General features: G+C 57.6%; 10 protein-coding genes. 7 read left to right on the top strand and 3 right to left on the bottom strand.

What is annotated here, in order from left to right:
• Positions 1-147: 147 nt before the first annotated feature.
• Together CUC55_RS19760 and ypfJ are read left to right on the top strand one after the other, a co-directional pair.
• Positions 148-816, top strand: a complete 669-nt coding sequence (locus tag CUC55_RS19760; protein ID WP_067645133.1) for a glutathione S-transferase — start codon at positions 148-150, stop codon at positions 814-816.
• Positions 817-874: 58 nt separating this feature from the next.
• Entirely contained in the window at positions 875-1,768 is an 894-nt protein-coding gene (gene ypfJ, locus CUC55_RS19755) for a KPN_02809 family neutral zinc metallopeptidase (protein WP_103088914.1), read from the top strand.
• 152 nt (positions 1,769-1,920) lie between these two features.
• Here the strand turns inward: ypfJ and CUC55_RS19750 are convergent, their stop codons facing one another.
• Complete coding sequence (locus CUC55_RS19750) at positions 1,921-2,403, bottom strand: DUF2938 domain-containing protein (RefSeq protein WP_067645139.1); 483 nt, start codon at positions 2,401-2,403, stop codon at positions 1,921-1,923.
• A gap of 337 nt (positions 2,404-2,740) precedes the next feature.
• Positions 2,741-4,825, bottom strand: a complete 2,085-nt coding sequence (gene mcpU / locus CUC55_RS19745) for a methyl-accepting chemotaxis protein McpU (RefSeq protein ID WP_103088913.1) — start codon at positions 4,823-4,825, stop codon at positions 2,741-2,743.
• A gap of 321 nt (positions 4,826-5,146) precedes the next feature.
• On the opposite strand from mcpU, the gene CUC55_RS19740 reads away from it, so the two are divergent.
• Entirely contained in the window at positions 5,147-6,544 is a 1,398-nt protein-coding gene (locus CUC55_RS19740; RefSeq protein WP_103088912.1) for an MATE family efflux transporter, read from the top strand.
• A gap of 38 nt (positions 6,545-6,582) precedes the next feature.
• On the opposite strand, the gene carA is transcribed toward CUC55_RS19740, so the two are convergent.
• Complete coding sequence (gene carA / locus CUC55_RS19735) at positions 6,583-7,788, bottom strand: glutamine-hydrolyzing carbamoyl-phosphate synthase small subunit (protein WP_103089205.1); 1,206 nt, start codon at positions 7,786-7,788, stop codon at positions 6,583-6,585.
• Positions 7,789-8,112: 324 nt separating this feature from the next.
• On the opposite strand from carA, the gene CUC55_RS19730 reads away from it, so the two are divergent.
• The 4 genes from CUC55_RS19730 (at position 8,113) to CUC55_RS19715 (ending at position 14,466) form a co-directional block, all read left to right on the top strand.
• Entirely contained in the window at positions 8,113-8,565 is a 453-nt protein-coding gene (locus CUC55_RS19730) for a GatB/YqeY domain-containing protein (RefSeq protein WP_067645616.1), read from the top strand.
• A gap of 377 nt (positions 8,566-8,942) precedes the next feature.
• The gene (dnaG, locus tag CUC55_RS19725; RefSeq protein WP_103088911.1) at positions 8,943-10,922 is read left to right on the top strand and encodes a DNA primase; all 1,980 of its coding nucleotides are present in this window, start codon (positions 8,943-8,945) and stop codon (positions 10,920-10,922) included.
• Positions 10,923-11,313: 391 nt separating this feature from the next.
• A complete protein-coding gene (gene rpoD / locus CUC55_RS19720; protein WP_067645150.1) occupies positions 11,314-13,368 on the top strand; it encodes an RNA polymerase sigma factor RpoD in 2,055 nt (684 codons plus the stop codon).
• A gap of 117 nt (positions 13,369-13,485) precedes the next feature.
• On the top strand, positions 13,486-14,466 hold the full coding sequence (locus CUC55_RS19715) for a DUF930 domain-containing protein (protein WP_103088910.1): 981 nt from the start codon (positions 13,486-13,488) through the stop codon (positions 14,464-14,466).

Genomic DNA, 14,466 nt, shown 5'->3' with positions numbered 1-14,466 from the left:
GGTGAACGGAACCCCGAATCTTCGCTTTCCGACAGGAAAGTTGGCTCTCCATATATCTATGTTGCGGGCTGATCCTTTCCGCCGGTAAAAACGTAGAGATATTTGAATGAATTACCTCCGTTTCCAAAATCACAGAGCAGGGCATTTATGATTACCGTTCATTATCTCGAAAACTCCCGTGCGCACCGCATTCTCTGGCTGCTCGAAGAGCTTGGTGTCGAATATGATGTGAAGACCTATGCGCGCGGTCCCGACATGCGTGCGCCGAAGAGCCTCAAAGCCGTCCACCCGCTCGGCAAGTCTCCGGTTATCGAGGATGGTGGCAAGGTCTATGCCGAAAGCGGCGCGATCATCGAATATCTGCTGGATACCTACGCAAACGGCGCGTTCCGGCCAGAGCAGGGCACGGATGCATATAGACGTTATGTCTACTGGCTGCATTATGCCGAAGGTTCGGCGATGCCGCTGCTGGTGATGAAACTGTTGTTTTCCCGCATTCCCCGTCAGGTGCCGTTCTTTCTTCGCCCCGTCGCCAACATGATTTCAAAAGGCGTTGCCAGCCAGTTCGTCGATCCGCAACTGGCGGATCATACTGCTTATTGGGAAAGCGAGCTTGCAAAGGACGGGCTTTTTGCGGGCAGCGAACTGACCGGCGCAGACTTTGCCATGAGCTTTCCGGTGGAGGCGGCGATGAGCCGGGTGGATGGCGTCACCGATCGACCCGCCATCAGGCGCTATCTCGAAACCATCCGCGCGCGCCCTGCCTATCAGCGCGCCCTTAAGAAAGGCGGCGCTTATGTTTACGCCAACAGCTGACTTGCCGGAACGCTTTGAAGGTTCTAGCGTTTAGCAAGGCACTCAAGGGGAGACACATATGCAGTGGAGAGGGCGTCGCCAATCCGACAACATCGAAGATAGACGCGGAATGTCGTCCGGCACGGGCGGTGGCGGCTTTCGCCTTCCGACAGGTGGAGGCCGTGGCGGCGGCATCGGTATTGGCGGTCTTGTCGTCATTTNGCTGATCAGCTGGGCGCTGGGTATCAACCCGTTGACGCTTCTGTCTGGCGGTGACGTCTCCACCGATAGCGGCAGCCAGCAGACCACGGGTACGCGCCCGCAGGGTCAGTCCAGTGACGAGACGACGGCATTCGTTCGCACCGTGCTGGCCGAGACGGAAGACACCTGGACAAAGATTTTCAGCGCTTCCAACGAAACCTATGAAAAGCCGACGCTCGTTCTGTTTGGCGGACAGGTTCGCTCGGCATGCGGAACGGCATCGTCGGCCAGCGGTCCGTTCTATTGCCCTGTCGATCGTAAAGTCTATCTGGACACGGATTTCTTCCGTGAGCTCGACAAGCGTTTCGGCGCATCCGGCGATTTTGCGCAGGCCTATGTCATCGCGCATGAAGTGGGTCACCACGTTCAGAACCTGACGGGCGTCCTGCCAGAATTTAACCGTCAGCGTCAGTCCATGGGCGAGACGGAGGCCAACAAGATGTCGGTCAAGGTCGAGTTGCAGGCGGATTGCTATGCCGGCATCTGGGGTAAATCCACGCAGCAAANGGGCATTCTGGAAGCTGGCGATCTTGAGGAAGCTCTGAACGCCGCCCACCAGATCGGCGACGATACGTTGCAGAAGAAGTCGCAGGGCTATGTCGTGCCGGATAGTTTCAACCACGGCACGTCCGCACAGCGCGCAGAGTGGTTCAAGCGCGGGTTCCAAAGCGGTCGCGTCGAAGATTGCGATACGTTTTCGGCTGATATTTAAGTGAGTGCGGAGGGTAGCAAGATTCGCAAACCTCTCATCCGTCATGGTCGGGCTTGACCCGACCATCCACCACCCGCTGAGCTACATGGATACTCCGCTCAAGGCCGAGGATGACTCGAGGGTGGGTTTGGACTTTTGCCAATTTNACGCCATCAGCGAATGATCAGCGCTGTCACGAACATCCCGAGTGCAAAGATGGTGTGCGCCACGATGTTAAGCGCGCGCACCTTGTTCGGGTTGGGCGTCTTGGACGCGGCCCAGCCGATGCCAAGGCCGGGCTGGAGCAGAAACCAGCCAGCGCCGACCGTCACGATGCCGACGACCCATGGCAGGATGAAAGAGGGTGCGGTAAACCATCCGTCAGGTACGATCAGCGCCAGAACGACCCCATAAACAATGCCGATTGCGTAATGCGATGTCCAGCCAAGCGCTGCCTCATGTCTGTAGGGACTGGCCTTGGCTATGCTGTCGTGAAAGATTTTCCCCTTGGGAAGATGCCAGAACCACCGTCCCACAGGCCCCCAGTTCGGGGCGGGCTGATGGAAAAACCTGTGCAGAATGATCGCCCAGATATCCATGAAAACCGTGCCGCCAATGCCCATTGCTACGCCACGCCAGACGATTTCCCAAACCATGACGTCCTCCCTCCGACTCACAATTGTGTATCGATAAGGTGTAGGCTTTTGGCCGTGTCTACAAGGTCGGTTTGGTGGTGGTTTCGGATGGATGGAGGCGAGACACTCCCTCCCTCCGTCATCCTAGGGCTTGTCACTAGGATCTGCTGCCGTTCCAGCGCATTCGACGGGGAGAGTACGCGTAGGCGTGGTTAGATCCTCGGGTCGAGCCCGAGGAAGACGGGGTGATTGGGGCGCTGCCCTCTTCATAGCTATGCCCTCCATGCTGCCCGTCCAAACAAAAANGGCGTGACCATTATTCCGGTCACGCCTCTGGTCTTCTCACATGGCCGCCAGATCAGGCTGCGCGGCTGTAACCGTTATTGTCACGGGCACTTGCCAGCTGGAACTGCTCGAGCAGGGCGTTGAGGGCCGCGGCTTCCGAGGCCAGGCCATGGCTTGCTGCCGTCTGTTCCTCGACCATGGCGGCGTTCTGCTGCGTGCTTTGGTCGATGGTGTTGATAGCGGTGTTGATTTCCTGCAGACCGGTGGACTGCTCGCGGGATGACAACACGATGGCATTGATGTGCTGGTTGATTTCCTGCACTTCGGCCACGATGGTTTCCAGCGCCTTTCCGGCGTTGCCGACGAGCGAAACGCCTGCTTCCACCTGCGTTGTCGAGGCGCTGATAAGGACCTTGATTTCCTTCGCGGCGTTTGCGGAGCGCTGTGCCAGTTCGCGCACTTCCTGTGCGACCACGGCAAAGCCCTTGCCTGCTTCACCGGCGCGCGCGGCTTCCACACCGGCGTTCAGGGCAAGAAGGTTGGTCTGGAAGGCGATTTCATCGATGACACCGATGATCTTGGAAATACCGGACGATGATTGCTCGATACCTTCCATTGCCTTGACGGCGTCACCGACAACGACGCCGGACTGTTCGGCATTGGTGCGCGTGCGGGCGACCAGACGACCAACTTCTTCGGCACGCTTTGCCGAATCCTTGACCGTGGTAGTGATTTCTTCAAGCGCTGCTGCGGTTTCTTCCACCGATGCGGCCTGCTGTTCGGTACGCTTGGCAAGATCGTCGGCAGACTGGCGGATTTCGCTGGCACCGGCGTCGATGGCGCGTGCATTGTGGCCGACATTGACGAGAGCGCCGTTCAACTTGCTGATGGAGGCGTTGAAATCCTCACGCAGCCGGTCGATGCGCGCCACGAATGGCGTGCTGATGCGGTAGTTCAGGTCGCCGTCGGAGAGGTGGGCGAGACCCTTTGCAAGCGAGTAGACTGCAAACTGGATATCGGCAGTGTCCTTGGCGGAAAGCTGTTCGCGCTCGTTACGCTCGTGTTCCGAAAGACTGCGCGTCTGTTCGGCATCGCCTTCGAGGCGAAGGCGCTCCTGCGCATTGGTGCGGAAAACGGCAACGGCAGCCGCCATGGAGCCGATCTGGTCCTTGCGCTCCTGTCCGGGAATTGTCGCATTCAAATTGCCAGCCGCCAATGCGTCCATGGCCGATGTCATCTGCGTAACAGGCTTGATGACGAGGCTGTTCACAAGGAATGCCAGAAACGCGATCATGCCTGCTACAGCCAGAATAGTGGCAATGACGGCGGCGATACGGAACTGCGAGATGGATGCAAACGCCGTTTTGCTGTCGATGACAAGGCCCACGGACCACTCGACACCGGGAAGACCTGGCACGGGAATGAAGCTGGTGATCTTTNCAGCGCCGCCGATTTCGGTCTGCGAAACGGCCTGGGAAATCTTGGGCGTCGCCACGGGGAAGAGATCAGTCAGCGTCTTGTTGATCATGGCTTCGTCTGGATGAATAAGGATCTTGCCATCCTTGTTGACCAGAAACGCATAGCCCTCGTCACCGGCATCGACGGAGCCGATCATGGAAACCAGTGTCGTCAGCAGGAAGTCGCTTGCGGCGACGCCAACCAGTTTGCCGTCGCGCTTGACGGGTAGGGCGGCGCTGACCACGAGCTTGCCGGTGGTGGCATCCGTATAGGGTTCAGTCAAAACGGTGGAGTTGGCCTTGACGGCCGCCTGGTACCACGGACGCTGGCGTGGGTCATAACCCTCGCGCATCTTGGTCGATGGGAAGTTGTTGAAGACACCGGCTTCATCGCCGAAGTAGGTGGATTTGAACTCGCGTGCCAGCACATCATTGTGCAGGGCAAGCTCCAGCTTTTCCTGGGTCGTTGCCGTTACCATGGATGCACCGACCATTTCGGTCATCATCACACGGCCGTTCAGCCAGTTGGCAATGCTCTGGGCAGACTGTTTACCGGCAGCGTTAATTTTGTCTTCTACGAAATGGTTTGCCGCATTGCGCTGGAGCCCATCGATATAAATCGAAANCCCTGCGAAAGCTGCGACGACGACGCAGGACGCCGCGACGACGATCCGCGTCATCAAATTGGATTTTTNGGACAATTCGGGACCTCAATAAGAGACCGGGATTACCGGATTTTGATGAAAACATGCCTGTGGCTGTCGCGGCGTGCTTCATGCACCCAAATATTTTTGTCTTTTGATGGAACCTTTATCGCGCAAGCGTAAACAAACTTCATAATCCTCCAGAGGAAGATACCGTTTTCGTGATAAGGCGTTGTTCTCATTAAAACATTATATTTCAGTGACGGTATTTTACGCATGTGCCGCATTCTTGCGCATTAGCCGCAAATGACATAACCAGACGTTGCGCCGCTTGCCCGGCTTGCAGGTAAGCGGCTTTTGCTTTTTNGAGGTGATGTCATGTCTTCGTCGGTCCCGGTTGAAAACGCCCNTGTGGTTGCCAACTCCTGGGGCGCGCATTTGCGCGCAACGCTTGCGTTGGGAATTCCGCTGATTGGTGCGCAACTGGCGCAGCTCGGCATTCACACCACTGACATGATCATCGTTGGCCAACTGGGTGCCGAAAAGCTGGCCGCCATGGTACTGGCCGGACAGTTTTATTTCGTGGTTTNCATTTTCGGCTCGGGCTTTTCAGTTGCCGTCGTTCCCATGGTCGCCAATGCCTACGGGCAGGGTGATGCCACGACGGCGCGTCGAGCGTTGCGCATGGGCATGTGGGTGGCAACAGTCTATTGGCTGCTGACCGTGCCGCTTTNCATGAGCGCCGAAAACATCCTTTNGGCGCTTGGCCAAAACCCCTCTGTTTCCGCGCAGACTGGACAGTATCTGGCCATTGCGCAATTCGGCCTGCTGCCGGCGCTTCTGTTTTACGTCATGCGCGGGCTTGTCAGCGCCATCGGGCGCGCGGGCATTATCCTTTACGTCACTATAGCGATGCTGGTGATCAACGGCTTTCTTGCCTATGCGCTGGTTCTCGGTCATTTCGGTTTNCCGGCCTTCGGCATGCTTGGCGCCGCCGCTGCCGCCGTTATCGTCAACGCTTTCAGCCTGCTTTTCATCGTCGTCTATATCCAGACACGCGATGAAACACGTCGTTATGAGCTGTTTGTGCGGTTCTGGAGACCGGATTTTCATGCGCTATGGGAAGTCATTCGCCTCGGTCTTCCCATCAGCGTCACCATTCTGGCCGAAGTCACGCTGTTCTCGGCGGCTTCGATTCTCATGGGGCAGATTGGAACTCTGGAACTGGCAGCACACGGCATTGCGTTGCAGCTGGCATCCATTGCCTTCATGATTCCGCTTGGCCTTGCTCAAGCCGCGACGGTGCGCGTCGGCGTCGCACATGGGCAAAAAGATTACCCCAACCTCGTGCGCGCTGCGATCACCGTTTACGGCGTGGCCTGCGTCATCGCTGCCTGTGGCGGGCTGCTGTTTGCGCTGGCACCCCGATATCTGGCCAGTTGGTTCCTGGACCCCAGCCTGCCGGGCGCATCGGACGTTCTCGCCTATGCCAGCACGCTCGTCATTATTGCCGGTGTGTTTCAGTTGGTGGACGGTATGCAGGCGGTTGCTGCCGGTCTGTTGCGCGGTCTGAAAGATGCGCGTGTGCCGATGATACTGGCGCTGATTTCCTATTGGCCCATCGGTCTTGCACTGGCCTGGGTTGCCGCTTTCCCGCTTGGCTTTGGTGGGCCGGGTGTCTGGTTCGGCTTCGTATTCGGCCTGTCGACTGCCGCCATCCTTCTCACGACCCGCTTCTACCTGATGGTGAAGCGTGAAATGCAAACGNCCCGCTGATAGCGGGCCGCGTAATCTCTACATCTTGTTAAATCGTATCAGCGCTCTGCAAGGGCAGGTTCGCCCTTCTTCTCACGCAGCAAGTTGACGAAGCGGCGGAAAAGATAGTGACTGTCCTGCGGGCCGGGGGATGCCTCCGGGTGATGCTGGACCGAAANGACCGGCTTGCCGGTAATGCGAAGGCCGCAATTGGTGCCATCGAACAGCGACGTATGTGTTTCCTCAACGCCATCAGGCAGTGTCTTCGCATCCACCGCAAAGCCATGGTTCATGGACACGATTTCAACCTTGCCGGTGGTGAAGTCCTTGACCGGATGGTTCGCGCCGTGGTGGCCCTGATGCATCTTTTCCGTTTTTGCACCAACGGCCAGACCGAGCATCTGGTGACCAAGGCAGATGCCGAACAGCGGCAGTTCACTCTTGATCAAATCCTGAATGACCGGCACGGCGTAGACGCCTGTTGCAGCCGGGTCGCCCGGGCCGTTGGACAGGAAAACGCCATCCGGCTTCAGCGCCATGATGTCTTCGGCAGATGTCTGGGCAGGCACGACGGTGACCTTGCAATCCAGACCAGCGAAGAGGCGCAGAATGTTACGCTTCACACCGAAGTCGACGCAGACGACGTGGTACTTGGCATCGGCTTCATCAAGCTTGCCGTAACCTTCGTTCCAGACCCAGGGTGTTTCGCTCCAGACAGATGACTGGCCGGATGTGGCTTCGATGGCGAGGTCCAGTCCTTCCAGACCGCTCCATGCCTTGGCTTCCGCCTTCAACGCTTCGATATCGAAANCGCCGTTCGGGTCGTGGGCGATGACGGCGTTCGGCGCACCGTTTTCACGGATCCAGGCGGTCAGCGCGCGGGTGTCGATACCGCAAAGGCCGATGATGCCGCGCGCCTTCAGCCATGCGTCGAGGTGCTTGGCGGCGCGGTAGTTCGATGGCTCGGTGATGTCGGCCTTGAAGATGACGCCGACTGCGCCGCGCCGTGCGGCGGGCGTCAGGTCTTCGATGTCTTCTTCATTGGTGCCGATGTTGCCGATATGCGGGAAGGTGAAGGTGACGATCTGGCCGAGATAAGACGGGTCGGTCAGGATTTCCTCATAACCGGTCAACGCGGTGTTGAAGCAGACTTCCGCCTGAACCTTGCCGGTTGCGCCGATGCCGGTTCCCTCGATCACGGTGCCATCGGCCAGAACGAGCATGGCGGTGGGTTTGCGGGTGGTCCAGGGTGCTGTCTCGGTCATCTCGTTTCCCGTTTCTGCCACTTGCGCCCGCCTCTTGAAAAGCAGGTGCAAAGCGGTCATCTTTTTTCGCGGATAAGGGCGCGCGAAAGCCTTCGCGTCGTAACCTTCGTTAAAATCCTGTGCAGGTGCCGGAAANTAACGAAACGGGCGCAAAGGGTCAACCGCGGCCCTGTGGATTAGCTGGATTTAAAATCCAGTTGATTCAGATGCTTATGTAAATGATTTGCCGATACCCGGTTGCTCGTTTATGTCACGGCCAAAATTATGACGGAAATGCCGGACCCGGACATGCCGGTCGACAGGGCTTTTCCCAAGGAGAAAGACATGATCCGCGATACCTTCGCCGCCGCTTTGAAAGACGCCATGAAAGCCCGCGAACCACGCCGGCTTTCGACAATCCGCCTTGTCCAAGCCGCCATCAAGGATCGCGACATTGCCAATCGTGGCATCGGCAAAGAGGCGGTTTCCGACGAGGAAATCCTGCAAATCCTGGCCAAGATGATCAAGCAGCGCGAAGAGTCCGCCGGTATTTACGAAAAGGCCGGTCGCGCCGAACTCGCCGAGCACGAGCGCGAGGAAATCGTCATCATCAAGAGCTTCATGCCGGAAGAAATTCCAGAGGAGAAAGTGCGCTCGATCCTCGAAGGTGTGATTGCCGAGACCGAAGCATCCGGCTTGCGCGACATGGGCAAGGTCATGGCTGTCTTGAAAGAGCGCTATCCCGGCCAGATCGATTTCGGCAAGGCATCCGCCCTGATCAAGGAATTGTTGAAGTAGAAGCGGGTCGATAAAANCGTAAAGGCAGGACACATGTGGGTGTCCTGCCTTTTATGTCTGGACGCTGTCTTGAGCAGACGCATCGTCGGGCTCGATCGGGGGAAATCGCCCGTACATTCCAGCATTACGCTACACTCGGCATCATGCCGACACACGCAAACTACGCCGTTTGATGCCTGCTATCAACTTACAAAGGCGTAATGTTTTGCGAGAAACTCTTCGCAACAAGTTTGCCTGGTGTTGGCGTATCGGTGTGATCTGCGTTTGGCATCGGTGCCTGTGAATAACGGGTAACATCTGTTTCTGCCCTTGGTAATCACGGCTTGCTGCGCTTATATGAAAGACTGGCCGAAANCAGGCACTGATCCCAGGTAACCATGCGCTTTTCAAACTCATTTCTCGACGAGATACGTGACCGAGTGAACATCTCTGATGTCATCGGCAGACGTGTGACGTGGGACAGGAAGAAGAGCAACGCGTCCAAGGGTGATTATTGGGCCTGCTGCCCGTTCCATGGCGAAAAGAGCCCCAGCTTCCATTGCGAGGACCGCAAGGGGCGATATCACTGCTTCGGTTGTGGTGTATCCGGCGATCATTTCCGCTTTCTGACTGACCTCGACGGCATGGGTTTNCCCGAAGCCGTGCAGCAGATTGCCGATATGGCTGGCGTTTCCATGCCGCAGCCGGATGTGCAGGCGGAACGGCGCGAGCGTGAGCGGGCCACATTGCAGGACGTCATGGAAATGGCGACGCTGTTCTTTCAGGACCAATTGCAGACCTCGGTCGGTGCGCGGGCGCGGGCTTACCTGCGGGATCGAGGTTTGAGCGGTCGCACCATCGAGACGTTCCGGTTGGGTTTNGCGCCCGACAGCCGTAACGCGCTGAANGAGCATCTGGCATCCAAGGGCATCTCCAAGGAACAGATGGAGGCCTGCGGTCTCGTGGTGCATGAGAATGTGCCCGTTTCCTATGACCGCTTTCGTGATCGCATCATGTTTCCCATTCTGTCATCGCGGGAAAAGGTGATTGCCTTTGGCGGTCGCGCCATGGCTGCGGATGCGATGGCGAAGTATCTCAATTCCAATGAGACCGAGCTTTTCCACAAGGGCAACGTTCTTTACAATTTTGCGCGTGCACGCCGTGCCACGCAGACCTCCGGCGCTGTAATTGCCGTCGAAGGCTATATGGACGTCATCGCGCTTTATCAGGCCGGTGTTGAAAATGCCGTGGCACCTCTCGGCACCGCGCTGACGGAGAACCAGCTCGACCTTCTCTGGAAAATGTCGACGCAGCCGGTTCTCTGCTTCGATGGGGATGGCGCAGGCATACGCGCTGCCAGCCGGGCCGCCGATCTTGCACTTCCGCACATCAAGCCCGGTCGTTCGGTCAGCTTCGCACTTCTGCCCGACGGCAAGGACCCGGATGATCTGGTCCGCCATGAGGGCAGGGCGCCGTTTGACCGGGTCCTTTCCGAAGCCAAGCCGCTGGCTGCGATGATCTGGAGCCGCGAAACGGCGTCTGTCACCTTCGATACGCCGGAAAAGCGCGCCGAACTGGAAAACCGTTTGCGGCAGATCGTATCCGTCATCGGTGATGAAAGCGTGCGCCGCTTTTACCAGCAGGACATGCGCGACCGGCTGAATGCGTTTTTTCAGCCGCAGTTTCAGCGCAGCAACGGACCGAACAGAAACTTCGGGCGAGGCGACGGCAATCAGAACCGCAATGGTCAGAGAATACCGGCACGAGGAAGCACGACGGGTGCAGGCAGCATATCCGACCGTCTCAGCCAATCCGGTCTTGTGAAGGGCTATCTGGCAGCGCCTGCCTTGCGTGAAAGCGTTCTGGCCCTGACCATCGTCAATCATCCGCAGCTTTTGCTGGAAGAGTATGACGAGATTGCCGCTATCGATTACGAGAACCGCGATCTGCAACGGCTGTGGTCGCAGGTACTGACCTACGCCGCAGAAAATGCAGCTGAGCTGTCGCGGGATGGATTGCTGTCCCGGCTTGAAGCGCAAGGGTTCGACGTGCTGCTGAAAGCCATGAACCAGCAGGTGCGAAATGCACGACTGTGGACTGCGACGGAGCAAGCTGCCCCGGAAGATGCGCGGGAGGGTTACACGCAGTCACTTTCTCTGCACAAGCGGACCAAGGCGTTGCGCTGGCAGAAGATCGAGCTTGAACGCGAGGTTGCAGAGGCGACAGAAGTGGGAGACGGCGAGCGCATGGTGCAGTTGATGCGGGCGCTTTCCGAGGTCCAGCTGGAAATTGGACGTATGGAAANTCAGGAGGCGATTATCGATGGTTTNGGGGTTATGTCGGGCAGGGTCAAGGGGGCGGCCTACAGCCACGGTTAGTGCTTTTGCATCGTTAAAGACTTGTCTTTTGCCCAGAGAGACCTAAATAGAGGATAAGTCTGGGAAGGCCCGCAAAACGTTGTCGCAATCGCGGCTTTTTTGGTTTTTAGCCCTCGCTTGGGCCATAAAGGCTTGACGTGACGGGAAATAGCGGGAATCACCATTCCAGGAAAAGTAAGGTGGAATTGACCTTGGCGGATCGAAATTGCAGGAAAAAGCATTTCTGGATGCGCAGTCTTGGTAATCCGCCGGTGGTAGCCGTATTTAATCGGCAGTTAAAGATCACTCCGTTAGGTGTTTAACAGTGATTCGCGGCCAGTGCCGGGTGCCTTTCGAGGCAATCAGGCTTGCGGCGAAGCGGATGTTAGCGTCAGGGAAAGCGACGAGATAGATGGCAACCAAAGTCAAAGAAAACGAAGAAGCAGAAAACGAACGCGATAGCGCTACGGATGGGCCGCTTCTCGATCTTTCAGATGACGCGGTCAAAAAGATGATCAAGGCCGCGAAAAAACGCGGCTACGTCACTATGGATGAGCTGAACGAAGTTCTGCCATCGGATCAGGTCGATCCTGATCGCATCGAAGACATCATGGCGATGCTCAGCGAAATGGGCATCAATGTCGTTGAGGACGAGGACGCTGAAGAGGCGCCCGCTGAAGCCGAAGACAAAGACGCCGAGGATGAAGAATCCGAGGGTGGCGAACTTGCGCCGTCCGCTGGCACTGCTCTCGCCACAGCCAAGAAGAAAGAGCCGACAGACCGTACCGATGACCCGGTGCGCATGTACCTGCGCGAAATGGGCTCGGTCGAGCTTTTGTCGCGTGAAGGCGAAATCGCCATTGCCAAGCGCATCGAGGCTGGCCGCGAGACGATGATCTCCGGCCTGTGCGAAAGCCCGCTGACGTTCCAGGCGCTGATCATCTGGCGCGACGAACTCAACGAAGGCACGACGCTGCTGCGCGAGATCATCGATCTCGAAACCACCTATTCCGGCCCTGAAGCCAAGGCAGCGCCACAGTTCCAGAGCCCGGAAAAGATCGAGGCTGACCGCAAGGCTGCCGAAGAGAAGGAAAAAGTTCGTCGCCTGCGCAATCCGGGCGGTGAAGACGATGTGACCAATGTCGGCGGCGAAGGACTTCCGCATGAAGAGGAAGAAGAGGACGACGACGAGTCCAACCTTTCTCTGGCTGCGATGGAAGCCGAACTGCGCCCGCAGGTCATGGAAACGCTGGATACCATTGCCGACACCTACAAGAAGCTGCGCAAGCTTCAGGACCAGCAGGTCGAGGCGCGTCTGGCTTGCACCGGCACGCTGTCCACCGGCCAGGAACGTCGCTACAAGGAACTGAAAGATCAACTGATCACGGCGGTTAAATCGCTGTCGCTGAACCAGAACCGCGTCGATAGCCTTGTCGAGCAGCTTTACGACATTTCCAAGCGTCTGATGCAGAACGAAGGTCGCCTGTTGCGTCTCGCCGAATCCTACGGCGTGAAGCGTGACGGCTTCCTCGAGCAGTATCACGGTGCGGAGCTTGATCCGAACTGGATGAAGTCGATTGCCAATCTGGCCGCGAAAGGCTGGAAGGAATTCGCACGCGAAGAAAACAACACGATCCGCGATATCCGTCTGGAAATCCAGAACCTTGCTCAGGAAACCGGCATTTCCATTGCTGAATTCCGGCGCATCGTTTCCATGGTCCAGAAGGGCGAGCGCGAAGCGCGTATCGCCAAGAAGGAAATGGTGGAAGCCAACCTGCGTCTGGTGATTTCGATTGCCAAGAAATACACCAACCGTGGTTTGCAGTTCCTCGATCTTATTCAGGAAGGCAACATCGGTCTGATGAAGGCCGTGGACAAGTTCGAGTATCGCCGCGGTTACAAGTTCTCGACCTATGCGACATGGTGGATCCGTCAGGCAATCACCCGTTCGATTGCCGACCAGGCCCGTACCATCCGTATTCCGGTGCACATGATCGAAACGATCAACAAGATCGTTCGCACATCGCGCCAGATGCTGCATGAAATCGGCCGCGAACCGACACCGGAAGAACTGGCTGAAAAGCTGGCCATGCCGCTCGAAAAGGTGCGCAAGGTTCTGAAAATTGCTAAGGAGCCGATCTCGCTCGAAACCCCCGTGGGTGACGAAGAGGATTCGCATCTGGGTGACTTCATCGAGGACAAGAACGCGCTTCTGCCAATCGATGCTGCCATTCAGGCCAACCTGCGCGAAACCACGACACGCGTTCTGGCCTCGCTGACGCCACGCGAAGAGCGCGTTCTGCGTATGCGCTTCGGCATCGGCATGAACACGGACCACACGCTGGAAGAAGTCGGACAGCAGTTCTCGGTCACCCGCGAACGTATTCGTCAGATCGAGGCCAAGGCGTTGCGCAAGCTCAAGCACCCAAGCCGTTCGCGCAAGCTGCGGTCGTTCCTGGATAGCTGAGTATTCGCCAGTGGAAGACATGAAGCCCGGTCAGTTTTCTGGCCGGGTTTTTCTTTTTTCGGATGGCGATTGCACCGGAAACCGCTATTTCTAGCAATCAAAGGACATGATGCCCTGATGGTAACGACTGGCAAGAACAAATGGTGGCAAGGGAGCTGGACAATCCCGCTCTCGATCATGCTGCATGTTCTTGTGGGCACGACCTATCTGCTGTGGCCGGGAGCTACGCTGGCACCCGCAGAGCCCGAACCGGAAAGCGTCAGCGTGGAAATGGTGGAGCCGCCCAAAGAGGAGCCGCCGCCTAAGCCCGAAGAAAAGAAGCCGGAAGAGAAAANGGCAGAAGAGCCACCGAAGCCTGCTGAAGAAAAGCCCAAGGAGCCGCCTGCGCCATCGCAGATGCCGAACGTGGCCGTTCGTCCCGGTCCGACGCAGATGGATGAACGCGATGAACCTGGTAGCCAAGAGGCGGGTGGTCAGGAGCAGAAGACGCCGGATAAACAGGAGGAGGCCCCGCAGCCTGCGACCCCGCCGTCTCCTGATACCGTTGAAAATGACCCAAAGCCGGAGCCGCCGCCGCCAACTCCGACAGCTGAGCAGGGAGAAATACCCGCTTCTGACGCCGCCGTGCCAAATGATATGGCGGCCGTGGCTGTTCCGATACCCAAGCCGGAAGTGACGCCTGCGCCTGCCCGACCGGCAAAAGCACCGCCGGATGGCGAGGGTGATCCCAACCTCAAGCCTGCGAAAAAGATACTCGTCGGTGCAAAACGCCCGGGTCCGATGTTGCGCCAAATCATGGGCAACCTGCCACCCCGGGAGAGGGTGGGCCAATTATGCGTGGCCGAGGCTATGGCCCAGATCAAGGAAGACAGAAANGGGCATTATGACGGGCTCGAGCCGCACACCGGCAAGAATTACCCGATTGTCGGAAATGTCATGGATGCGAAAGGCGCGTTCAATGTCGGCACGCAGTGGTTTCCCATCGATTACCGCTGCGAAGTCGATATCGACAATTACCTCGTCACCGACTTTCGGTACAGGATCGGCGCGAAACTGTCTCCCGACGATGTCAAGCGGCTAGGGCTGGTCGTGCGATAG

This window comes from Agrobacterium bohemicum (genome assembly GCF_002896715.1).
GTDB classification, from domain to species: Bacteria; Pseudomonadota; Alphaproteobacteria; order Rhizobiales; family Rhizobiaceae; genus Agrobacterium; species Agrobacterium bohemicum.
This window is presented reverse-complemented; position numbering and strand designations above follow the sequence as displayed.